This window comes from Thermococcus sp. Bubb.Bath (genome assembly GCF_012027595.1).
GTDB lineage: Archaea > Methanobacteriota_B > Thermococci > Thermococcales > Thermococcaceae > Thermococcus.
Map to the genome: position 1 here is coordinate 1 of NZ_SNUR01000008.1, position 21,513 is coordinate 21,513.

General features: G+C 51.0%; 25 protein-coding genes and 3 tRNA genes. 4 read left to right on the plus strand and 24 right to left on the minus strand.

The annotated features are described in order from the left end of the window. From E3E29_RS11135 to E3E29_RS11145, 3 genes are all read left to right on the plus strand, one after another. The coding region (locus E3E29_RS11135) for a PEGA domain-containing protein (protein WP_167911074.1) at positions 1–2,753 on the plus strand (2,753 nt) is incomplete at its 5' end. A 75-nt stretch (positions 2,754–2,828) separates the two neighbouring features. Next, positions 2,829–3,407, plus strand: a complete 579-nt coding sequence (locus tag E3E29_RS11140) for a thymidine kinase (RefSeq protein ID WP_167911094.1) — start codon at positions 2,829–2,831, stop codon at positions 3,405–3,407. A gap of 77 nt (positions 3,408–3,484) precedes the next feature. Further along, complete coding sequence (locus E3E29_RS11145) at positions 3,485–3,904, plus strand: DUF371 domain-containing protein (protein ID WP_167911075.1); 420 nt, start codon at positions 3,485–3,487, stop codon at positions 3,902–3,904. 48 nt (positions 3,905–3,952) lie between these two features. Here E3E29_RS11145 and E3E29_RS11150 read toward each other — a convergent pair whose 3' ends face one another. Next, complete coding sequence (locus tag E3E29_RS11150) at positions 3,953–4,993, minus strand: DUF835 domain-containing protein (RefSeq protein ID WP_167911076.1); 1,041 nt, start codon at positions 4,991–4,993, stop codon at positions 3,953–3,955. A gap of 69 nt (positions 4,994–5,062) precedes the next feature. On the opposite strand from E3E29_RS11150, the gene E3E29_RS11155 reads away from it, so the two are divergent. Next, positions 5,063–6,874 carry a pyruvate/oxaloacetate carboxyltransferase gene (locus E3E29_RS11155; RefSeq protein ID WP_167911077.1) on the plus strand — a complete coding sequence of 604 codons (1,812 nt, stop codon included), beginning with the start codon at positions 5,063–5,065 and terminating at the stop codon, positions 6,872–6,874. 12 nt (positions 6,875–6,886) lie between these two features. On the opposite strand, the gene E3E29_RS11160 is transcribed toward E3E29_RS11155, so the two are convergent. From E3E29_RS11160 to E3E29_RS11270, 23 genes are all read right to left on the minus strand, one after another. Continuing rightward, complete coding sequence (locus E3E29_RS11160; protein ID WP_167911078.1) at positions 6,887–7,468, minus strand: HemK2/MTQ2 family protein methyltransferase; 582 nt, start codon at positions 7,466–7,468, stop codon at positions 6,887–6,889. Between the two features lie 191 nt (positions 7,469–7,659). Continuing rightward, positions 7,660–7,845 carry a 30S ribosomal protein S27ae gene (locus E3E29_RS11165; RefSeq protein ID WP_088858763.1) on the minus strand — a complete coding sequence of 62 codons (186 nt, stop codon included), beginning with the start codon at positions 7,843–7,845 and terminating at the stop codon, positions 7,660–7,662. 10 nt (positions 7,846–7,855) lie between these two features. After that, positions 7,856–8,152 (minus strand): 30S ribosomal protein S24e, encoded by a 297-nt coding sequence (locus E3E29_RS11170; protein ID WP_167911079.1) that lies wholly within the window; start codon positions 8,150–8,152, stop codon positions 7,856–7,858. After that, a complete protein-coding gene (locus tag E3E29_RS11175; RefSeq protein WP_167911080.1) occupies positions 8,142–8,681 on the minus strand; it encodes a GTP-dependent dephospho-CoA kinase in 540 nt (179 codons plus the stop codon). The genes E3E29_RS11170 and E3E29_RS11175 overlap by 11 nt, the downstream gene beginning before the upstream one ends. A gap of 1 nt (position 8,682) precedes the next feature. Next, on the minus strand, positions 8,683–8,871 hold the full coding sequence (gene spt4, locus E3E29_RS11180) for a transcription elongation factor subunit Spt4 (protein WP_167911081.1): 189 nt from the start codon (positions 8,869–8,871) through the stop codon (positions 8,683–8,685). A 2-nt stretch (positions 8,872–8,873) separates the two neighbouring features. After that, complete coding sequence (locus E3E29_RS11185) at positions 8,874–9,434, minus strand: DNA-directed RNA polymerase (RefSeq protein ID WP_167911082.1); 561 nt, start codon at positions 9,432–9,434, stop codon at positions 8,874–8,876. Positions 9,435–9,467: 33 nt separating this feature from the next. Further along, entirely contained in the window at positions 9,468–10,004 is a 537-nt protein-coding gene (locus E3E29_RS11190; RefSeq protein WP_167911083.1) for an inorganic diphosphatase, read from the minus strand. 101 nt (positions 10,005–10,105) lie between these two features. After that, complete coding sequence (locus E3E29_RS11195) at positions 10,106–11,110, minus strand: DUF5305 family protein (RefSeq protein WP_206205905.1); 1,005 nt, start codon at positions 11,108–11,110, stop codon at positions 10,106–10,108. A 47-nt stretch (positions 11,111–11,157) separates the two neighbouring features. Continuing rightward, entirely contained in the window at positions 11,158–12,144 is a 987-nt protein-coding gene (locus tag E3E29_RS11200) for a hypothetical protein (RefSeq protein WP_240922866.1), read from the minus strand. Continuing rightward, complete coding sequence (locus E3E29_RS11205; RefSeq protein WP_167911084.1) at positions 12,137–13,207, minus strand: signal peptidase I; 1,071 nt, start codon at positions 13,205–13,207, stop codon at positions 12,137–12,139. The genes E3E29_RS11200 and E3E29_RS11205 overlap by 8 nt, the downstream gene beginning before the upstream one ends. 66 nt (positions 13,208–13,273) lie before the next feature. After that, on the minus strand, positions 13,274–13,828 hold the full coding sequence (locus E3E29_RS11210) for a DUF1102 domain-containing protein (protein ID WP_167911085.1): 555 nt from the start codon (positions 13,826–13,828) through the stop codon (positions 13,274–13,276). Between the two features lie 14 nt (positions 13,829–13,842). Then, positions 13,843–14,442, minus strand: coding sequence for a DUF1102 domain-containing protein (locus tag E3E29_RS11215; protein ID WP_167911086.1), 600 nt, complete (start codon positions 14,440–14,442; stop codon positions 13,843–13,845). A 270-nt stretch (positions 14,443–14,712) separates the two neighbouring features. Next, positions 14,713–15,366, minus strand: coding sequence for a hypothetical protein (locus E3E29_RS11220; protein ID WP_167911087.1), 654 nt, complete (start codon positions 15,364–15,366; stop codon positions 14,713–14,715). Between the two features lie 131 nt (positions 15,367–15,497). Next, entirely contained in the window at positions 15,498–15,659 is a 162-nt protein-coding gene (locus E3E29_RS11225; protein ID WP_167911088.1) for a hypothetical protein, read from the minus strand. 16 nt (positions 15,660–15,675) lie between these two features. Next, positions 15,676–16,251, minus strand: coding sequence for a hypothetical protein (locus E3E29_RS11635; protein WP_240922867.1), 576 nt, complete (start codon positions 16,249–16,251; stop codon positions 15,676–15,678). Next, complete coding sequence (locus E3E29_RS11235) at positions 16,238–16,897, minus strand: hypothetical protein (protein ID WP_167911089.1); 660 nt, start codon at positions 16,895–16,897, stop codon at positions 16,238–16,240. Before E3E29_RS11235 ends, E3E29_RS11635 begins: the two co-directional genes overlap by 14 nt. A gap of 6 nt (positions 16,898–16,903) precedes the next feature. Then, positions 16,904–18,298, minus strand: a complete 1,395-nt coding sequence (locus E3E29_RS11240) for a hypothetical protein (RefSeq protein ID WP_206205907.1) — start codon at positions 18,296–18,298, stop codon at positions 16,904–16,906. A 309-nt stretch (positions 18,299–18,607) separates the two neighbouring features. Continuing rightward, entirely contained in the window at positions 18,608–18,802 is a 195-nt protein-coding gene (locus E3E29_RS11245; protein WP_167911091.1) for a hypothetical protein, read from the minus strand. A 264-nt stretch (positions 18,803–19,066) separates the two neighbouring features. Continuing rightward, the gene (locus E3E29_RS11250; protein WP_167911092.1) at positions 19,067–19,513 is read right to left on the minus strand and encodes a hypothetical protein; all 447 of its coding nucleotides are present in this window, start codon (positions 19,511–19,513) and stop codon (positions 19,067–19,069) included. 8 nt (positions 19,514–19,521) lie between these two features. Continuing rightward, on the minus strand, positions 19,522–19,737 hold the full coding sequence (locus E3E29_RS11255) for a hypothetical protein (RefSeq protein WP_167911093.1): 216 nt from the start codon (positions 19,735–19,737) through the stop codon (positions 19,522–19,524). Between the two features lie 371 nt (positions 19,738–20,108). Next, positions 20,109–20,184 (minus strand) — tRNA-Gln (locus E3E29_RS11260). Positions 20,185–20,634: 450 nt separating this feature from the next. Beyond that, a tRNA-Arg gene (locus E3E29_RS11265) sits at positions 20,635–20,711 on the minus strand. A 632-nt stretch (positions 20,712–21,343) separates the two neighbouring features. After that, a tRNA-Asp gene (locus E3E29_RS11270) sits at positions 21,344–21,421 on the minus strand. Positions 21,422–21,513: the final 92 nt, after the last annotated feature.

Below are 21,513 nucleotides of genomic sequence, written 5' to 3' on the forward strand. Positions count from 1 at the left end.
CGAAGACGGTTGCCGACCTCGTTAACGCTGTAAGCAACGGCGACGTTAACAAGTTCATCCAGGAGCTCGGCCTCAAGTACTACAACACTCCCGCTAAGCTCCAGCCACTCATGGATTGGACCGGTTATGACCTCGCCATGCTGCTCGCTTACAACAGCTGGGAAGGGCCGAACAATGTTACCATAAGCATTACCAACCTCGACCAGTTCTGGGATCTCTACAAGCTCGCTTACGGCACGCACATCCTCAACTCGCCACGCATCTACACTGCTGAAACCTGGAACTTCTACCTGGTGAACAAGAGAGTTAAGGTTGAAATACCCGACCCAGTCACAGGATTGGACAGCTTCCTAGCGGCAAGAACCATCGAGGCGAACCTGGCCAAACTAACCATTAATTCAACTCCAGAGGGCGCAAGCATTTACATAGACGGAGTATACAAAGGAAAAACCCCACTGAATGTGAATTTAATGCCCGGCGACCACTCCTTGGAACTAACTTTAGAGAACTACACTAACGTGACCAAGCAGATAACACTCTCCCCAGGCCAAAACCTGACGATAACAATAAGCCTAACCCCAAAATTTGGTTATCTCACTGTGTATTCAAAACCAAGCGGAGCTGAAGTCTACGTTGACGGACACGCCATTGGAACAACCCCCCTCACAGGATACGCCATCTCTACTGGAGAGCACACAATAAAACTGAGCAAGGACGGATACCATGATTACACCGAGACGGTTCTTATCAACCCAGGGGAAACGAAGGAAGTGCATGCAACTCTCGTAGAAAAGAAGGGAACCCTCCATATATCCTCCATCCCCGAAGGAGCGAGCGTGTACATAGATGGAAACTACATGGGCAAAACTCCGCAGACCCTCCAAGTCCTCCCCGGAACACACATAGTAACGATTGCGATGGAGGATTACCAGAATTACACCACAACTATCACAGTTGGGGCAGGAGAATCGAAGACGATTTCCCCAACCCTGCAGCCGGTTTTTGGCTATCTAAGTCTAACTACAGAACCATCTAGTGCAAAAGTCTACATCGACGGTTCCTATGTTGGAGAGACCCCACTGGACATGTACAAACTCCACACCGGTTCTCACACGCTCAAAATAATAAAAGAAGGCTACCAGAACTATACTAAAATCGTGTCCATAACCTCTGGAAAGACGACCACACTAAATGTGAAACTAACCGAGCTTAAACCCACCTCAGGTTCAGGTATAACTGGACAGACTACCACGACATCTTCTTCCAAGACATCGTCCTCCTCTTCAACCACGTCATCAGCAACCACAACGACATCCAGCCCCCCCTCATCCACATCCCCATCATCAACGACTCCCGTGAACTCCTCTTCATCAAGCTCCTCAAAACTCCCCTATGCCCTCGGAGCCATTATTATCCTCGCCCTCATCGGAGGAATAGCAGCGAAAGCAAGGGGTGGAAAGAAACCCAGCGAAACCCCACCGAAACCAGAGGCAACACAAGGGAAGCACCCCGTCCAAGGACGTATGGAGAGCCCCACACCCCAACAGAGGACAACCCAACCACAATCTTACCATCACGACTTCCCCTCCGCTCTCCTCTCCCGCTACGAACCATTGGAGTTCCTCGGCGAGGGCGGCTTCGCCAAAGTTTTCAAAGTAAAGAGAAAGAAAGATGGGAAGGTTGTTGCCCTCAAAATCCCGCGCATAGACGAGAAGACGAGCAAGACCTTCCTCAGAGAAGTCTCCACTTGGCTTCAGCTCGACCATCCAAATATCGTGAGACTGTACGACGCCGACATCCTCCCAGTCCCACACCTTGAGATGGAGTACGTTGAGGGGTTCGAACTGAACGGAAAGACCCTCAGAGACCTGGAAAAGTACCCGAAGCCCGTTGATGAAAGCACTGCACTGAGACTCGTCAGGGGTATTGCAGAAGGACTCAAGCACGCACACTCTAAAGGAATTTATCACCGTGATTTAAAGCCCCAGAACGTCCTCCTGAAGAGCGACCTAACACCAAAGATAACCGACTGGGGACTGGCGAAAATTGGAACGATGAGTTCAAGCAGGAGCGTGTTTGGGTATACCCCCCTCTACGCGGCACCGGAGCACCTGATGCCGAGCAAGTACGGGCACACCGATGCAAGAACCGACATCTATCAACTCGGCGTCATGTTCTATGAATTATTAACCGGAAGGCTCCCCTTCGAGGGCTACACCTACGAGGAGGTCTTCGGAAAGATAACCGATGAGAACTACAAGCCGAAGAAGCCATCCGAGATTAACCCGGAGCTGGCAAAGTACGATGGAATCTTCGAGAGACTCCTGGCCAAGAGGAAGGAAGACCGTTATCAGAGCGTTGATGAGTTCCTGGGAGAGCTTGAAAAACTGGAAGAGACCGAGAGGCAGAGAGCCGAGCTGGAAAGCGAGGTTGAGGAACTCAAAAAGACTCTCAGCCGGAGCATCTCGGCCCTGAAGAAGAGCACAACGGCGGAGGAAATTAAGAAGAACAGAAGAATGGTTGTCGAAACACTCGGAAAACTGGCCCTCGCGTACGCGCAGCTCAACAACAAAGCCGAGCTCCTCAACACGCTCAACGACCTCAAGTTCTACACCTCCCAAAACATTGAAGACCTTGGGAAGGCGATAGAAACCGTCGAGATGTTAATCAAGGAGGACCTCCCCGTAAGCGAGGACTTCATCGAGAGGCTGAAGGTTCTGATCCACAACATCAGACGGGAGGAGTATTTATAAGCGGACAGTACGTTGATTTTCATTCCCCGCCCAAACCGTTTTAACCTTTCTTTTTCACTTCCACCGGTGAAATCGATGCATCCAGGGGGATTTCTTGAGGTCATAACAGGCCCCATGTTCGCCGGAAAGACCACAGAGCTCATCAAAAGGGTGGAGAGGCAGATATTCGCAAAGAGAAAGGCGGCCCTCTTCAAACCTGCCATAGACAACCGCTATTCGGAGAAGGAAGTCGTTGCCCACAACGGGCTCAGATACGAGGCCTTTGTCGTCCCCACGACGGAGGAAGGAGTGGAAAGGATAAAGGAAGTAACCCTTACTGAGGGATACGAGGTCATTGGAATAGACGAGGTGCAGTTTTTCCCGCTTTCGATTGTTAAAACCTTAAACGAGCTTGCTGACCGGGGAATCTACGTCATAGCGAGCGGCCTCAACCTGGACTTCAAGGCGGACCCGTTCCCAGTTACGAAAGAGCTCCTCGTTAGGGCGGACAACATAGTCTACCTGACGGCCGTCTGCACCGTCTGCGGAAAGCCAGCAACGAGGAGCCAGAGGTTGATAGACGGAAAACCTGCGCCGAGGGATTCCCCGGTTATACATGTCGGGGGAAGGGAGAGCTATGAGGCGAGGTGCAGGGAGCACCACATAGTGCCTTAGGGTTTCCCTTAGGGTTTCGCAGACTATGGGTAGAACACCGACGACAGGGTTATTAAGCCCAACCCTTATCGTCGGCCATGATGAGGGAAGTAATCCACTGCAGAGGGCATCCAAACGTAAAAGCCACCCACCGCTCCACCCTGGAGTTCACGAAGGAGGACTACCTAACCCCCCGCGGGGACTGCATAATCTGCATTAAGGCAGATAGGGGTATCAACGACCTGAGCGAGGAGTTCAAAAGGGCCCTGCGGGGGGGAAGAAAGCTGAGGATAAGGATAAAGGTTGGGGAACTTGAGGACGAAGTCCTGGCGGAGGGCAGCCCGGAGCTAATCCTCGACCACCCGTACTCGGTGGTGGTGAGAAAGAGCACCTACATAGACGCGAGAACACTGGCGATAAATGCCAACAAGGCGGCAAGGGACATCGACAGGAGAATCGTCGAGATGCTCAAAAACCCGAAAACGGAGGCCGAGATTGAGCTGGTAATAGAGGAATAGAGTAGAAAACAGCATGTAGTCCAGGAAGTTAAAAAATGGAGTCGAAGGTCAGAGGCCATTTTGGAATTTATCCTCTCTTTGTCCAGGAGCATCAGATTTATCCCTCTTTTCCCCAGCGGATTTAGTCGATTTAGCCTTCTCCTCCAGCTTCTTAGTTTTATTCTGCTCTTCTTCCTCGGCGAGCTCCCCACGGGTGAACACGCCAAAGAGGGCCTGTCTCTCCACGTCGGAAATCAGATCAGCGAGGCCCTCACGCGGAAACTCCCGGAGCAGGATGGAGTACTGCCGTGTGTCCAGTGTTTTCTCATCCACGACAACGAGGAGGAGAGAGCGGTGGAGCAGCACGTAGTCCTTCAGAGACGTCAGGAACTTGATGAGACCCTTGAAGTCATTGTGGAGCAACAGGAACTCAAGGCCGTCGATGATAACTAAGGAACCCGAACCGTACTTCTCAAGGAACCTGATGATAGAGCCCTGAATAACATGGAGCTTTGCTGGATCAACCGAATTCTCCGCCTCCACCCTGCTGAGCCAGAGAAAGACGTCGAACTCATCACAACCCCTAGGTATTTTGCTCCTGCCAACATACGCCCTGCCACTGGCATGGGTGCAGAGGGGTTCGATTTTTTCCAATTCAGCCGGAGAAATGGTGAAAGCGCCAGGAGGCACTTCAGGAGTTCTTTTTTCCCGTCCAGGCTCTTTTGAGGAGGGAGAGGATTCACTGCGGGGAGAAGCAACCGGTGAGATTTCCCCAGTTCCCGGGAGGGATGTGGCGTAGGCCAGTCTCATGTAAAAGAAAACCGCAGTCATTATTACAACGTAGGATGCCGTGAAGAAAATGGCCATGAGGGGCCAGAGCGGAACGGGCATGAGGGAGTCCGCTACCGCAACGATGCTGGCTATAGTCGCTAAAATCGCAGAGACGAGAGTCATCAGAGCCAGTTTCCTGGCGAACTTACCCCTGAACCGGGTGTAATATATGAAAGCCTCATACACCATGAACAGTGAGACAAGCAGTATAATCAATCCCGCGACGAACTCCAGTGGATTGGTAAGCACGATTATCCCCGTGGATACTCTTCTCGACAAAATACTTAAACGTTCTCCCCGAAGCTTCGATATATATGGAGTGAGAATATAGAAATCTGGGTGATAAACATGACAGTGGTCAACATCGTGGACACGACCTTCAGGGACGCCCACCAGTCCCTTATAGCAACGCGCCTTCAGACGGAGGACATGCTTGCCATAGCCGAGAAGATGGATAGGATAGGCTTCTACTCAATGGAAGTCTGGGGAGGGGCGACCTTCGACGTCGCCATTCGCTACCTCAACGAAGACCCCTGGGAGAGGCTCAGACTGTTGAGGGAGCACATAAAGAAGACCAAACTCCAGATGCTCCTCCGCGGCCAGAACCTCGTCGGTTACCGCCACTATCCAGACGACGTTGCTAAAAAGTTCGTCGAGCTTGCCCACAAGAATGGGATAGACATCTTCCGCGTCTTCGATGCCCTAAACGACGTTCGGAACATGGAGGTGGCGATAAGAAAGGCAAAGGAAGTCGGGGCTGAGGTTCAGGGGGCGATAGCATACACGACGGGAAAGGTATTCACGCTGGAGTATTACATGAGAAAGGTCGAGGAGCTCCTCAAGCTTGACGTCGACGTCATAACGATAAAGGACATGGCCGGGCTCCTAACCCCATGGAAGGCCTACGAGCTGGTAAGTGAAATAAAAGAAAGATACGGCATCCCGGTTGACGTTCACACGCACTCAACAACGGGGATGGCGGTTGCCACTTACCTCAAAGCGGTTGAGGCAGGGGCCGACTTCATAGACACAGCAATAAGCCCGCTCGCCTTTGGAACGGCCCAGCCGGGTATACAGACTATATGGCACGCCCTTCCCGAGGCCGTTGGAAGCCACCTCGACCGCGAGCTTATTCACGAGGTCTCGCGCTACCTCAGAAACCTGCTTGAGGAGAAGTACTGGGGCTTACTCCACAAGGGAACCCTCATGGTGAACCCCTACGTCCTCAAGTACCAGGTTCCGGGCGGGATGTACTCCAACCTCATAAACCAGCTCAAGGAGATGAAAGCTTTAGACAGGCTCCAGGAGGTTCTCGAGGAGATACCAAGGGTAAGGGAAGACCTCGGCTGGCCGCCCCTTGTAACGCCGACGAGCCAGATAGTCGGAACGCAGGCGGTCCTCAACGTCCTCTTCGGAAGGTATGAACGGGTAACCGAGGAGGTCAAGAACTACATTAAGGGCCTCTACGGCAGGCCGCCGGCTGAGGTAAACCCGGAGCTCAGGAAGAAGGTTCTCGGCGGAGAGGAGGAGATAACTGTTCGGCCGGGAGAACTCCTCGAGCCGATGCTCGAAAAGTGCAGGAAGGAGCTTGCGGAGCTCGGAATCGAGAGGGAGGAGGACGTTCTAACATACTGCCTCTTCCCGCAGGTGGCAAAGGAGTTCTTTGAGGAGAGGAAAGCGGGAAGAAAGGGACCGAGAATGCCCCCAAGCGCCCAGAAGGTCAAGCTCTACGTGAACGGTGTCGAGTTCGAGGTTGGCATTGAGGGACTCGACCTGAGCGCGCTGAAGTACCTGCCCCAGATAGCGAGCGCTGGAGCAGCAGCCCCGATAGCACAGGAGCCTTCCGCTCCGGCAACCTCACCTCCAGTTCCAGCTTCAAGTGTCTCCTCGCCTGCTTCGGCGCCTGCCCCTGCAGCTTCAGCTACTCCTTCACCGGCTCCTGCGGGTGAGGGTGTTGTGACCGCACCAATGCCAGGAAAAATCCTCAGAATACTCGTGAAGGAAGGCGAGCAGGTTAAAACCGGCCAGGGTCTGCTTATCCTAGAGGCAATGAAAATGGAGAACGAGATTCCAGCACCAAAAGATGGCGTAGTGAAGAAAATCCTCGTCAAAGAAGGAGACACCGTAAACACAGGAGACCCAATGATGGAGATTGAGTAGACCCGTATCCTTTCATATTTTCTTTGCGTTTATCAGTACTATGTCCTCAAAGAAAAAGTGCTTCTTAGCGGCAACCCTAGCAGTTAAACCCACTTCCCTCAGCCGTTTAAGGGTTTCCTCAATCCCAGTTATCGAGCTCTGGACTATCTGGACGACTCCGCTTTGTTTTAGATAGTTGGGAACCTCCTCTATGAACCTATCGAGGACTTCCCTTCCGGTTTCGCCGCCAAGGAGGGCGAGGTCTATTGACTCTTCAGGCTCGCCGGGGAGGTAGGGGGCATTGAAGGTGATTACGCCGAACTTACCGGAGACATTCTCAAAGAGGTCGCTCTGCCGGAATTCAACGTTTCTAATGCCGTTCAACATGGCATTTTCCTTGGACAGTTCAACCGCGATGGGATTTACATCAACCCCAATGACAGAGCGGGTCTTTCTGGCCATTAGAAGGGCGATTATCCCAGTCCCCGTGCCGATGTCGAGGGCAACGTCTCCCTCTCTGACGGCAAGGTTCGCGGCTAGGAGGAAGGTGTCCTCGGCGGGCTCGTATACCTGGGGGTGGAGCTTGATCTGGAGGCCGTTGTAGTTGATGAACATGGGATGAGATAGGGGAGGGGGCTTAAAGGTTTTCCCTCGGCTCCTTCGGCAGGATTATGTCCTGAGCAATTTACATCCCTTGTAACTTACATGGGATGTAAAAATTTCTTTGATACAAAGCCCGTTAAAGCGTCATGTCTGGAAAAGACGCTGAAGAAAGGAGTCAGTATGGGGTAAGGAAGAAGAGAAAATCACTTCTTCTTCCACTCGGTGTAGCCGCACCTTCCGCAGCTCCAGCGGTCGCCATGGTCGGCCATGAAGACGCCGGGGCCGCAGCGCGGGCAGAACCTGTTCTTCCTCTTGACCTTTCCGCCCTGAACCTCGTAGAGCTTCCACTTCTGGCTGGTCTTCTTCTTTCCACCCTTACCCTTGGCCATTTAAACCACCTCACTCCTCCTTCTTCTCAATGAGGCCTTCCCTGAGGAGAATGTACTCTGGCTCTATGTAGAGCATCCTCTCCCTGGTCTCGTAGGCCTTGGCATAGCCCTTTGAAACGCTGCTTCCGAAGTAGCTCCTGATGTACTGGATGACGGTCGTGTTGGCGTCGAGGTCGAGCATGGCGGCGAGCTTGCCCTTAACATCGGCCCTGCTCGGCGTCGGCTCTCCCTCGTGGAGCACGTCGAAGTATATTTCCTTCCTTCCGAGGAGCTTGTTCTCCTTAATCTCGGTAACCTTAATCTCCATCGTGAACCACCTCCATCTTAGAGAGTATCTGCGCACACCTGCGCTTGCATTCGGGTGTTACCTTTATAAGCACTACCCCCTCGTCGGGCTGGCCGTAAAGGACGAGCGAACCGAGGGGAGCGTAGAGGACCGCTGGAATCGCGGCCAGGTCTTCCTCGCCATTTACCTTTACCTGAACCCGCCTTCCGCGGAGGGCAATCTCAACCCCCTTTCGGAGGGCGTTTAATAAAGCTTTCGTTACCGTCCCCGGAGGGTTCTTAACGGTTAGAAAAACAGCATTCGAGCTGACCTTCGGGGAGTACTCCCTTCTCTTAGTTTTGTGGTCGTAGACGGCTATGTTGGGCTCAATTCCCAGTCTCAGGACGTTTTCGGTGACAACATCGCCAACGGTTATTGTGAAGGCATCTTTCTCAAGAATCGGCCTCAGACGGAGATAAGGCTTCGGAATCTCACCCTCGATTAACTCACCAAGGGGTTCCTTAAGCTCACCACGAAGCTCAGGGGTTAAAAGGAAGTAGAAGTCGGACATATCATCTCACGCGGATTGCATATTTACCCGGAACCGTGACTCCCAGGGTCTTGGCTATCCTGCTGTTCTCCGGGTCGATGATTATGACGAGGTCGAACCACTCGTCGCTGAGGTCTCTGCTCCCGCAGACCGGGCAGCGGTCTTCCGTAGTTATGTAATGGCAGTGCCTGCACGCCCTCTCCTTCGCCATGGTCAGGCCTCCTTCTCCTTGCGTTTCTCCTTTTCAATCCAGTCCCTCTTTCCGAGGCCCGGCTGGCGCATGGTCAAGCCTATCTTGTTCTCCCTGATGACGCGGCTCTTGACACTTATGGCTATGATCCTCGCCCTGACCTCATCACCGAGCTTAAGAGTTCTCTTTGTCTCCTTGCCGAGGAACTGCTTGTTCTTCTCGTCAAAGACGACGTAGTCGTCCATGAGCTGGCTTATGTGGACGAGACCGTCAACCGGCCCAATCCTGATGAACGCACCGTAGGGAGCCACGTCGATTACCTCTCCCTCAACGACCTCGTGCATCTCCGGTTTCCAAGCGAGGACGTTGAAGACTGCTTCGTGGTAGGTCGCGCCATCGCCGGGGACTATCGTGCCGTCCCCAACTTCCTCTACATCCAGCACCGCCAGAACAACACCGTCGTCCCTGTCGTAGATACCCTCGTAGGTCTCGCGGAGGACTGCCCTCGCCGCCTCCTTTGGATCCATCGTGAACATCCTGGGCGGGATCCTGACGACGTCCTTAACCTTCAGGAGCCTGTACATGTCCTGGCCTCCCAAAAAAAGGGTGAAGGAGGGTCACTCCTTCTTTCCAAACTTCTCCTTGTAGAGCTCGATCGCCCTGAGTATCTCCTTCTTGGCCTCCTCGGCGTTGCCCCAGCCTTCTATCTTGGTGGTCTTGCCCTGGAGCTCCTTGTACCTCTGGAAGAAATGGGCTATCTCGTCGAGGAAAGCCTTCGGAACGTCGTCGATGTCCTTCCAGTCCTTGAAGTAGGGATCATCAGCTGGAACGGCCAAGACCTTCCAGTCCTTGTCGCCGCTGTCGTTCATCTTCATTATGCCCACCGGTCTAGACTCGATTAGAGTGAGCGGGTATGTGGGCTCGCGCATGATGACCATTATATCAAACGGGTCGCCGTCGTCGTAGTAGGTCTGCGGAATGAGTCCATAGTCGACCGGGTAGAAGAACGGGCTGTAAAGAACCCTATCGAGCTTGATAAGGCCGTGCTTTTTGTCGAGTTCGTACTTGTTCCTGCTCCCCCTCGGAATCTCTATAATAGCATTCACAACCTCCGGGACGTTCGGTCCTGGCTCAACATCGTGGAACGGGTTCATCTCTAACCACCTCTTACCCCTTTTAGAAATCACTAAGTTAGCTTTCGAAGAGTGCTTTTAAAGTTGTTGGTTTGGGGAAACATAAAAATCCAGAAAAGGCTTCACTCAACCTTCTCCTCTTCCCGGCGGGAGCCTTCCCGGTACTCATAGATAACCCCACCATCGACTACTGCGTAAACATCCTGATCCCCATCAACATAGTGAACTATGGGCTTGTCCACCAGGTCAAATACCTTCTCAAGATCCTCAACCGACTCGAGGGCCACAGGATCGATTGTCCCTATCCCGCTTGGAACACCGTCCACGATGAACTTCCTCAGACCCTTCATCTCATCCTCGGGCTTTTTCTCCCTGCGGGTGTAGGCAAATCCCAACGGGGGCACCAAGAAGAGGAGCGCCATAGCCGGAAAAAGCGTTCTGCCCTCAGATACCGCTATTTCCCTGCCGGCAAAGTTCATTTTGTGAACCGTGGTGTTGGCGTGCCTTTCTACCTTTTTGTAATCCTTTGTGGGATTGGTAAGCTTTAGCATGCCCGAAGTGTCCGTGGTTAGAGACACCTTCTGCGTGAAAGGTTCCCTTCCAGGTACCTCCACCTCAACCATCAGGTAAGTGTCTCCGCTGGCGCGGTAGAGGCCCGTTCCCTGCTGGACATCTTTAAGGTCGCTCTCCAGCTCCCCAACATCGAAAGTCACCGGAATGGAAAAGGAGCCTGAGAACTCCCCGCTCCATGATTCCCGCGTTTTGTTCGTTATATAGACGCGCTTCTTGTTGGAGGTAACGTAGTAGTCGGTCCTAAGAAACGCCTTATACTTACCCTCTGCTTTTGGGCTCTCGACGTATCTGTAGTTACCGGTTATCATCCGGGTTATCTTCCTGGGATAGTAGCTTAAGCTCGTCCCGTTCTGATAGACAGATTCATTGGAGAAGAACCCCATGTGGGTCAGCTCCCCCCTCTCAGTATAGCTGGTCTTGTAAGTGACTTTTGTGATGATAGGGCTGGTTCTGTAAGCCGCCATCGAGTACGCTCCGAAAAGGACTGCGATTCCTATGAAAACTGCAAGTGTGACCTTGATAGCTTTATCCCTATCCACAGAAATTTTTCTCATAGCTCAACACCCTCCTCAATGTGTAAAAAATAATAAAAACTTCATGGTCAATCTCCATCTCCCCCGCATCCGCAGTTACCACAGCATCCCCCGCACGCCACTGACACCCAGAGACCGTTGCTGACAATGCCGTACCCTTTGATTTCTGCCCCGTCGTTCAGGGGGTGAGGTCCGCACGATGTGAACTCCTGCTGGCCACCACCGTTTACCCTCGTGAATATCGTCACGTTCATGTGCTCGCTTCCGCCGGCTGGAACAGTCACGTTCCACTCCATCTTGGTTGCAGGGGATGTTCCGTGACCTCCGCCGCAGCCATGATGACAGCCTCCCGCGTTGGCTGGCCAGAACCTGTAGGTGCCCGCGCTCGCGCCCGTTCCCAACAAGCTCACGTTGAACTCCGCCGGGATGGTGTCAGTTATCGTCAAGTTAAGGTCCTCGTTGGTCGGGTTCGTCACCACTATCTGGAAGACCCATTCCTGGTACGTCTTCAGCGGGATGCCCGTTGTGTTCCCCGAGAGAAGCACCTTTTTTATCGTGGGGATTCCCCTCACGATTAGCCTTACCGGGCACGTGGATATCGATGCTCCTCCTCCTTCCCAGGTCGCGTACATCGTCATTGGGATTACGTACTCCCCTGGGGCCACGCATCCGGCCATGTAGTACCCCATGAACTCGTGGCTCTCGCCCGGAGAAAGCGTTACCGGTAGCCCCGTGTCGCTCTCGATGAGAACTCCGAGCTGGACCGGAAGGCCCGAGTAGTCCGGGTAAAGGGCCACCTGAACCTCTGAATCCGTGGGCAGGTTGTTGGTCACGTTTATCGCGCTGAAGTACCCAGCCGAGAACCTATCTACAACAACGGTTGCCGCGTATCCGTCCTCACACCCAAAACCCATGTACTCCTGATCGTGGGGCACTATGCTGACCATTATCCCCCTTGTAGACTCGTATTTCCTGAAGTTCCCGCTTGAACCGACAATGAGGAGGGCCCCCAAGACCAGTGCGGCGAGAATGAAAGTCATTTTCATATCAACCATCCCCCATTAGTTTGGTGAGGATGCTTCTCCTCCCTAGTCTGATTCTTAGTACATCTCCCTTGCCGATCTCGGCCAGATAGTAAAACGCTATCAGTACCGCCGTCAGCTCCAGGGCATACGCAACGAGCGGAAGGTAGGGGTTAAGATCATAAAGCGGTCTGATAATCCTCACGGGGAGCAAGGCAGGGTAGGCACGAACCTGGATTTCTTCCCGGTAAACCCTCGTATCCTCCGGGACGGAGATTCTCATATCAATCACATGCGTGCCTCCACCATTCACGGTGAACTCACGCTCTCCCAGAAGGGTCAGCCTACCTCCCTTCGGCTCGAGGAAGTAGTGGAACGGATAAACAGCACGGTTCTCAACGCTGAGGTTTTTCTCAAAGGTCGTCCCTGGCAGGTACCACCCCTCGCGCTGTCCTCCGGCAAGGGTGGAGGAGTACGAGAAGGCCAGAGTTCCCCACGAGGCGACCGTCACGAACAGAAAGCCGACCACTATGAGTACTGAGATGGCCGCATAAACTGTCTTTGCCCTGACCCTCAGGAATCTCCTCCTATGCCCACGGTGTTTTCGCTCCTTTCCTCCACTGGAGAAAGTTATGAGAACCCCTAGGAGAAGCATGATCCCTATGGCATACACGTTGGTTAGCTTGCTTCTCACGGACTCTATAAAGGCGCCCCCTCCGCGGATAACTAAGGGGTGTCTCATAACGGTTACAACCTTTCCCACGACGTTCTCCTTCCGGACCAAAGGATAAGCCCCGTCCTGCTGGTCCGTCGCGACGTTGTTGTCCCCCTTTGTAACGTACCCCCCGTCGACTACTGCGAATATCCTGTGAACTGTCCAGCCGTCCCTCCTGTGGAAGACTATGATGTCACCAACTTCACCGCCCTTTGAGAGGGGGTTCATGAAGAAAAGATCACCCTTGTTAATTGTGGGGGTCATGCTCTTGGAATAAGCGTACGATACAAAAACCGGTCTGTCAAGAACGAAACCCACCACTGAGGCCATGAGAATAATCAAGACTATTGCTGTAATGGTGCCTTCAAGCAGTTTTTTCATTCTCAACATCCCACATTCTCAAGATAAACAAAGACATTAAGCTGGGGCAAAGGCCCCGAAAGGAAATCACGGACTCTGGCTAGGGCAGGCTCCTGCAATTGCGGTGATACTCATCTCAAACTGGGGACTAGTGCCGTTGGCCATGTTAGTGTTGTCGAAGATCATACCAATCGGAACTGGATCTCCGTGGTAGACGGTAAAGCTAATTGTGCTCCCTGGGCCAGCGATGATATTATCGTGGTCTCCAGCAAAAAGCCGAACGTTGTAGTACTGTGGTACTCCTGAGATAGTAACACAGATCGGGTAAGTTGTCTGGTTGTTCTCCCAGAGCTCGTTGCTTACGTGGAACATCTCCTCAAATGTGTAGGTCGTGTTCGGGCTCATGCCGTTTCCGCCCCACTCGGGATGGTTTGGGTTGGAGCTACTAATGTCGACGTAGAGCTTTCCAGCGTCGTAGGTCACGTAGGGCTGGAGTGCGGTAAGATCAATCAGCTCGTTGTCGTCAGAGACAACATCGAAGGAGGCACTCCTGTCGGTGGAGTAGTACCGGAAGTTGGCTCCGGCTCCAACCGCAAGGAGCATCCCAACCATCAACAATGCCAATCCAAATAGTTTATTCATCTTTCATTCCTCCTTCACGAACCCTGACCGCAGTTTCCAGCTATGTCAGCTGGTTCTGTGCCAAGCCTGTATGCCTCTATGTGTACTGCCGCACTCTGGGTAGTGTTGACGGGATCGTTGCCAACGGTGAAGTCCATGCCAACACTCACTGCATCTCCATTGTTCACAACAAAGCAGACGTCGTTCACTGCATGATCGCTTTTGTCAGCTATATCCCCAGTAGTGCTCTCATAGATATCCCCGTCTGCGCCATAGAACTGAATGTCGCTGTTGTCGCTAGTTATCCTGACGACTATACTCATGTTCTGTTCCCAGAGGTCGTTGCTCACGTTGAACACTTCGTCAAAGTTGTACTCCGAGTTCGGGCTTAGACCCATTCCGTAACCTGGGTAGTTCGGGTTGTTCGGGCTGATGTCCACAACCAGGACGCCGCCGTCGTTAATGTACGCGTAGGGCTGCACCGGGGTCAGATCGATAAGCTCGTTGTCATCGGTCACGATATCCCAGTGGGCGCTCCTTTGCACTTTGTAGTCCCTAAAGTTAGCTCCAGCCCCAAGAACGAGGCCAAACGCCACCAGCAGGCCAAAAATGCCTAAAGCAATATTCTTTCTCATTTTTTCGCCTCCTTACGGAGGCACCGTGGAATAGGGCAGGGCACGCGGCACGGTTCATCCCAACCTGATGCCGTGTGACCATCGCAGGGTGCATCAACACAGTGCCCCTTTAGCGGGCAACACGTGGTTGCTCCACTACGAACTTGGGGTTCGTGATATATATGAAGTTCCAGGTTACCACTTCGGTAACCACACGTTACCTCCAAGAAACGGACGGAATTCGAAGGGGGTTCTGTTACTACCCAACTTCCCTTTTGTTAGAGGCCCCATTCAGTTAGTATCTGAAGTGTTGTCCTCTCCAAACTTCTTCTTATACAATCCTTCTACTTCGCGATAGAGCTCCCACAGGTAGCCATAGCCTCCTGTCTCCCCTCCTTGCCCGGTTATCTTCTTCTCAATAACGGGAGCGTACTTTTCAAGAAATTCCCTACTGATTTTCAGAACATCCTCAATGAATTCTGACAGGGGGATAGTTATTGTTCCCTCGTATTTCTTAAATTCCTGGCAATTAGTGTCTTTTAAAGGGACATTATAGTAGTGAACTTTTGTGAAACCATCATCCAGTTCGAAAATATACTCACCAAGATATATTACTAGGCTTGTGAAGTATAACTTTGTACCTTCTTTTACAGGAAAGCCAAGTTTTCGTGCATATTTTCTTAGATTCCCGACAAACCCACCGCCCTCAAGTTCTTCTCCCTTCATCAGGAAATCACAGCAATAAAGCAGCTCCTGGATTATCCCTACAGGATCCCCCTGAATTGGGTATAGCTTTTTATTCCCATGTTGATCAATCCAGCATGCTCCCGTGGTTAAGTTGTCATCGATAAAAAGAAGGACAGGAAAAGGAAAGACTAAATCCAAGGCCTCTTTGAGATACATTTTTAATATGACATGCCTTCCTCGGAGGGTTACTTCCGTCATATTCCCTCACCCTACAGGTTCGATAGCCCGTTTCCACGACTTATAAGCCCAAACGTTGTATCCTGCTTTTGGATATACTGTTTTGAGATAGTATATGCCGTTTTTGTATTTAAATGCAAACTCCACTGAGGTTATGCCTTCTTTGTATATACCCCAATATCCGAGAGTTCTACGCTCAAAGTGACACTGCCTTTTTTAAACTTCTCTACATACTCAGGATTCTTGATGGCTTTCTCCAGTACTTCCTCCAGGAATTCTGCGAGTTCCTCATCGCTCTTGAAGACCATCGGCAACTGCTTCTCCTCACCGTTAACAATGATCTTCTGTCCCAAACCTTTTCTTATACAATTCTTCCACTTCCCGATAGAGTTTCCAGAGGTCATCGTAATTATCGGGCTTTTCACCATGCTCAAGCCTTACTTCCTCAACAATCGAAGCATACTTCTCCAAATACTCCCTACTAATCCTCAGAACATCTTCAACGAACTCTCTAAGAGGGAGCTCAACGATGCCTCTATATTTACCCTTGTACTTAGGACAGTCAGTATAAGATAAGAGCTCATTTTCATAGGATATTACCAAACTGCTATCCTTGTACTTAAACGCATAATCGCTGAAATATATAAACAATGACGTATTATATTCACCTTGTTTCTGCAACATTGTCTTCGATGCATTCAAAAGTTCTTGAATCAGTCCGTAAGGATCCCCTGGTTGTCCAGCCAGCTTTCCACCTTCGGCATTCCAGCATGCCCCCGCTAAAATTTGTCCATTTATCATCAAAATAATTGGAAAAGGAAAGGCAGGCTCTACAGTATTAAACATCGACGTATCTATCGTTATCTCTAAACACCTACCCTTAATGACAACCCTATCCTCTACCATGAGCTTCACTCCTCTCCTGTTTTAATGCTTCTAAGTTGGTTTTGTCGGCAGTGTACCATTTTAGGTAATCCTCAATGTCTTCCGACCGGTCTCTATTCCAGTACTTCCTCCTCGCCTCCTCCACCCTGAGAGCATGCTCTTCCAAGTACTCTCCAACGACTTTCAACACATCCTCAGCAAACTCGAAGAACGGGACTTCAATCGTACCCTTATGCTTACCCTTAAACTCCGGACAATCAGTAGCTTCCAATAATCTGTTGTGATAATGAATCCTGACGGTATCCCCAACACGCTCAAAGAAAATATTAGCATAAGACAGCGTAGCGCAATAGAGGGGACTATTGTCCATCACGTTAAAGCCTAACTTACGTGCGTATTCTCTGGGGTTGCCACAACCGTGCTCGCTGGGAGTTGGTTCGAACACTTCCTCCAGTCCTGCTAGTAGTTCTTGTATGACTATGAGCGGATCCTCGAATGTCCCCTGGAGTTTCCCACCTGCACCACGCCAGCACTCTCCCTCCAAAACATGATCATCAAAAAGCAAAAGAACGGGGAAGGGCCAGTACTGCTCTCCAGCCCTGGACTTGATTAACTTGACTTCCAATCGAAGGTGTTTCCCCTCAATGACAATCTTATTCTCCGCCAATGCTCATCACCTCTTTTGGATCCAGTTATTGCTCCAACTTTGGTACTCATACACTGCTTCTCCCTTTACCGGGAAAAAGCTTTCCAGAGTGTAAACGTTCACTTTCCCTCCAGTTCTGGGCTCAGTCAACTGCTTGTAACTGAACATTACCTCAACCTCCTCAATTTTTCCATTGAGTTCCTCAGCCACTTCAGTGGGGACTGGGACAGATTCGTCGATGGTCTTCCTCAGGTTTCCTTTGGTGGTAAGGAAGTATTTTTCTGGGTTTTTCTTCATTTCTTGTATTGTTTTCTTGAGGAGCTGGGCCAATTGTTCTGGATTGTTGATGACAGTGGGGAGTTCCTTCTCCTGGCCGTTGGCGATGATTTTCTGCCCCATTGGCCAGAAGTCCGTTACAGGCTTGTTCTCCATGTCGTAACCGATAACGTGCCTGAGCCACCAGTGAACGAGACCACCATCCTCATTACCCTTATCAACCACTATTACAGCATCCACAACCTCACCATGAACGGTAACCCTAAAGTTGATCCTGGCTCCCACGAGTCCCAGGTTGTCGGCGCTCTCCAGAAACATGTCCAGCCTCTGAACGAGGGAGCCGAGGTTCGTGCCGTGCTTCTCCGCCTCCTCGATGACCCTGCCGACGTTGTCCTCCGTGATGCCCATGTCAACGAGCTCCTCTGCGTGCTCCCTCACTGCCCTGGTCGTCAGCCCGTGTTTGGCTTCTTCCTCAATGACTTCGCCGATGCTCTCCTTGCTCATTCCGCGGTTGAGGAGGTAGTTGACGTTCTCAACGGTCTCCCTCGTGCTTATGCCATGCTTTACCTCGTTCTCAATGACATTGGGCGAGATTCCCAGGCCCAAAAGGTAGTCGACGTTCTTTTTGATCTCGCTTATTGTAAGTCCTCTCTGGGTTTCCTTTGCTATGCTCTCCTCTGAGATGCCCTTCTCTTCGAGTTCTCTGAGAATGTTGATGTACTCTTCACTATTTTCGTTGCTTTTTATTATCTCATCAAAAACGGGATACGAATCGCTCGAGATAACGTTCTCCGTTTTTCCAGTCTCAGGATTTTTGACAGATTCGATGACCTTGGTGTCCTTCAGCTCGTTAGTTAGTTCATCCGAAAGTACAGCCACATCAGGTGCCGATTTTGAGGCGCCTTCTTCGGCCGCTTTTTCTACCGTTACTATTCCAAGGTGGTCGGCAATCTCTTCTGCACCTTCCTTCGCGAGATTTTTCGCAGCCCCTGCGTCCTCAGGAACAAGCAGAATAGCCGCTGCTGTTGTAAAGGTGTCCACCCCACATTCCCAGGAGATCCACCCATCCTTACTACACGTTGAGTACGCTGAGTAAATTGCGTAGGCATCCGAAGTAACGGGCGCCACACTTAGTAAGAACTTCACCCCTTTCTTGATTTTGTCCCAATTGATGCCGAACAGAGCTGGACAGATTTGGCCAGATCCAATAGTCTGTGGATTCGGAAGTCTGATCGAAACCGCACCCGGAGGGAATGAATACGGGCTTACCCAGCGGCTTTCGAAGATTCTCCCGCCTGGAACTTCCATGACCAGTTTGAAGTAGCGGTATTCGGTAAGCAGTATTATAGTGGTTACATAGGGAACGTTTGCGTTTGCCTGTGCAATGTGGATGCGCTTCGATGTGGTGACCCCGTCGTCGCTGAGGTATATGTAGTAATCGGCCGTTGAATACCCCTAGGGTATCTTCCAGCTTACAACCGCAAGGGATGTGTTGATGTCGTAGTCCATGTGGCTGACAAGGATTTCGCCCCTCTTCGGTATGTAAGGGGCCGCCGACGCTTCGGAGATGGTTCCGAGCGACATGGCACTAGACAGTACCATCAGAACCAGCAGGGCCAGTATTGCCACAACGGGTAGTCCTCTCCTCATTGTAGCACCTCCAAACCCTTCATCATTGGGCTGGAATGTCCATTTAAAAACTTTACTAGATTCTAAGATGTTAACGACTATTCCATAGTTACAATACCCGTTAATCTATAGTAACAACAGAGCACGAACACCAAGTTACATTCCCACACGCGAAAAACCTCGCAGAGGACAGTTCAGAAGGCTCATTCAAACTAAAGGGACTCTTAACCTCACTTCCATAGGGGAAGCATCAATCTGAGAAGAACGAATCGAGGGAATCCCGATTCAGAGCAGTTTCCTAACCTTAGCATGATGGAACAGACTCATGGTCAGGTACACCAGAGATGAGATAACCAGTGGAAAGCTTGCCAAATAAAAACCCGCTACGAGGAACAGGAAAGAGGTGCCCATGTAAAAGGCGCTCCAGCTTATGTCGTTCTTACCCACGACCTCCATGTAGAGGTTCACGCCGTTGGGAACTTTCAGGAGGGTTATCACGCCGCGGTTGAAGGTCAGAATCCCCTCCCGCTCGAGCTTCGGGATGTGGGTCTGCATCAGGCTGACGTAGACACTCTTCCGGTGCTTTCTGTCGGTGTCACCCTCCCTCTCGGCGATGTACTCCACTATATCCCTGAGCTCGGCCCTCCCATCCTGCTTCTGGAGGAATTCAACGAGGAGCATCCTCCTCTCGTTTCCAAGTATCATGCTGGAAGAGGCCTTCTCGGTCAGCATCTTCCCACCTAGCCCCTCAGCCTGTAATGCTTTCTACGGTTGCCGTTTATGTAAAAAACCTCCACTCTCCCCGCTGAAATCATCCTCCGGAGGGTTCTCTCGACCAGCTGCCTCGTGCAGCTCACCCCACGCTCATTGAGAAAACGGGTGATGAAGGCCACGCTCAATGAACCGTGTGACTTCAGGAGGGCAGTTATTTGAGCCTCAAGCTCCTCTCTTCTCATAATACCGCCCCCTTCTTAAGTTCGCAATATGTAACTCCATAGAGGTATTAAGCGCAGATGGTACTTAAGACTTTCTGAAAACTTCGAATATCGAATAAAATTTTGTAAAAATTTCAAAGAATTTTCCGCGGTTTTGAGAGTTGGAACTCTTCAAAAGAGGGAATGAAGAAGGTCTAAGCCTCCCAACGGCATTGATAAGAAAGGGATAGACCCCCAAGAAAACTGGAATTCTCTTCAAGTTTATACGAGGATTAAGGCTTTATGTGGCCAGCACTCAAAGGATAGGATATGTCCACAGGTAATGACCAAAACCACAACGTACGATTTGGGGTAAAACATGAGGTGCAAGATTCGAAGAACGGGGAGAACAATGGTAGCCCCGCGGGGATTCGAACCCCGGTCCAGGGATCCAGAGTCCCCGATGCTTGGCCGCTACACCACGGGGCTGCCCGTTGATAGCTGTTTTGCAGGATTTATAAATTTTACCCTCACTCAACGGGCAAATTAAGAGCCCAAAAACATTGAAATGCAAAAGAACGACGATCAATCATCGCTCAAGAAGCATCTGGAAATAAGGGCGAAACCCCCCATCAACCTTTGCTTGCGCAAGGCTTTGACCAAAGAAACTTTGCACGCAAAGTTTCATCAAAGTTTGAATGTCTTTTTTGAGTTCGACCTGATGATATGGATTCTTAAGTAAAACTAGTGGATAGTTAGGGTTTGTTGTCTTTTTAACGCCCGAAAGGCGTTGTACTATAAGTAAACCCCTTCGAAAATTGCCGATTAAACGTGAGAATTCACTAAAAGGGAGCAAGTATATAGGGACATTCACTTCAAAGGAAGCTTGTCAAAACAGTCAAAAACATTCCGCCAGCGCTTGCGAAGCAAGGGCTGTTATGGCGGGCCCGGCGGGATTCGAACCCGCGACCTCCGGCTTAGAAGGCCGGCGCCCTATCCTGCTAGGCTACGGGCCCACGCAGTTCTGGATATGGAGCCGGTTTTATAAGCTTTATCCTAAGAGTCCGTCATAAAAGATAATGTGATAACTGCTGAGGTATCCAGTAACGTTCGTGGTTCTTGTCAAGAGTATCCTTTTCATAGGATTTTTCTCTAGAAAACTTGTCTTCTCGTCTTAAATTCCAATTTTAGTGGGCTTGTTATCTGTGAGTTTGAGGTATAATCGACGCCCGAAGGGCGTCAAGAAGAGAGAGAAACTCATTCTAAGGGACCCATTATGAGGAATTGCTGTTTAAAACTGGCGAATATAGAGGAAATCCAACTTTTAAAATTGCACTCAAATGAGAACCACAAACTTTGATCAAACTTTTGCTTGGCAAACAAACTTTGCATTGCAAAGTTTGATCAAAAATGCCCTCCTCGTAAAATGCTAAGCATCAACCGTGCATTCTATTTAGAGCCCTTAATAACGGGTTTAACTCTAAAAGTGGCCCTTTGAAGAGGTTTGTTTTTTGTTCTGGCGTCCGCAGGACGCCTTGTTAAGAGCAAACACTGTTAGAATGGCAAGTGGCAAGTAAACCCCTCAAAAATTTGTATTTCTAAAAAAGCACGCTCTCTCCGCCAGCGCTTTGCGGAGCAAAGGGCTGTATGGCGCCCGGGCCGGGATTTGAACCCGGGTCACGGGAGTGACAGTCCCGTATGATGGGCCGGGCTACACCACCCGGGCGCGTGATAGTGGCCGGCGGCGTTCCCGGGTTCCCGCCCCCTCTCGGAGGGCAGTACTGCCGGGATCGCTGGCGGGCTTAACTTCCGGGGTCG

Bases quoted from the DNA above. Each gene is read 5' to 3' on its own strand.
- E3E29_RS11140 (WP_167911094.1), top strand. From the start codon at position 2,829: ATGCATCCAGGGGGATTTCTTGAGGTCATAACAGGCCCCATGTTCGCC.
- E3E29_RS11145 (WP_167911075.1), top strand. From the start codon at position 3,485: ATGATGAGGGAAGTAATCCACTGCAGAGGGCATCCAAACGTAAAAGCC.
- E3E29_RS11155 (WP_167911077.1), top strand. From the start codon at position 5,063: ATGACAGTGGTCAACATCGTGGACACGACCTTCAGGGACGCCCACCAG.
- E3E29_RS11160 (WP_167911078.1), bottom strand. From the start codon at position 7,468: ATGTTCATCAACTACAACGGCCTCCAGATCAAGCTCCACCCCCAGGTA.
- E3E29_RS11165 (WP_088858763.1), bottom strand. From the start codon at position 7,845: ATGGCCAAGGGTAAGGGTGGAAAGAAGAAGACCAGCCAGAAGTGGAAG.
- E3E29_RS11170 (WP_167911079.1), bottom strand. From the start codon at position 8,152: ATGGAGATTAAGGTTACCGAGATTAAGGAGAACAAGCTCCTCGGAAGG.
- E3E29_RS11175 (WP_167911080.1), bottom strand. From the start codon at position 8,681: ATGTCCGACTTCTACTTCCTTTTAACCCCTGAGCTTCGTGGTGAGCTT.
- spt4 (WP_167911081.1), bottom strand. From the start codon at position 8,871: ATGGCGAAGGAGAGGGCGTGCAGGCACTGCCATTACATAACTACGGAA.
- E3E29_RS11185 (WP_167911082.1), bottom strand. From the start codon at position 9,434: ATGTACAGGCTCCTGAAGGTTAAGGACGTCGTCAGGATCCCGCCCAGG.
- E3E29_RS11190 (WP_167911083.1), bottom strand. From the start codon at position 10,004: ATGAACCCGTTCCACGATGTTGAGCCAGGACCGAACGTCCCGGAGGTT.
- E3E29_RS11195 (WP_206205905.1), bottom strand. From the start codon at position 11,110: ATGAGAAAAATTTCTGTGGATAGGGATAAAGCTATCAAGGTCACACTT.
- E3E29_RS11200 (WP_240922866.1), bottom strand. From the start codon at position 12,144: ATGGTTGATATGAAAATGACTTTCATTCTCGCCGCACTGGTCTTGGGG.
- E3E29_RS11205 (WP_167911084.1), bottom strand. From the start codon at position 13,207: ATGAAAAAACTGCTTGAAGGCACCATTACAGCAATAGTCTTGATTATT.
- E3E29_RS11210 (WP_167911085.1), bottom strand. From the start codon at position 13,828: ATGAATAAACTATTTGGATTGGCATTGTTGATGGTTGGGATGCTCCTT.
- E3E29_RS11215 (WP_167911086.1), bottom strand. From the start codon at position 14,442: ATGAGAAAGAATATTGCTTTAGGCATTTTTGGCCTGCTGGTGGCGTTT.
- E3E29_RS11220 (WP_167911087.1), bottom strand. From the start codon at position 15,366: ATGACGGAAGTAACCCTCCGAGGAAGGCATGTCATATTAAAAATGTAT.
- E3E29_RS11635 (WP_240922867.1), bottom strand. From the start codon at position 16,251: ATGGTAGAGGATAGGGTTGTCATTAAGGGTAGGTGTTTAGAGATAACG.
- E3E29_RS11245 (WP_167911091.1), bottom strand. From the start codon at position 18,802: ATGAGGAGAGGACTACCCGTTGTGGCAATACTGGCCCTGCTGGTTCTG.
- E3E29_RS11250 (WP_167911092.1), bottom strand. From the start codon at position 19,513: ATGCTGACCGAGAAGGCCTCTTCCAGCATGATACTTGGAAACGAGAGG.
- E3E29_RS11255 (WP_167911093.1), bottom strand. From the start codon at position 19,737: ATGAGAAGAGAGGAGCTTGAGGCTCAAATAACTGCCCTCCTGAAGTCA.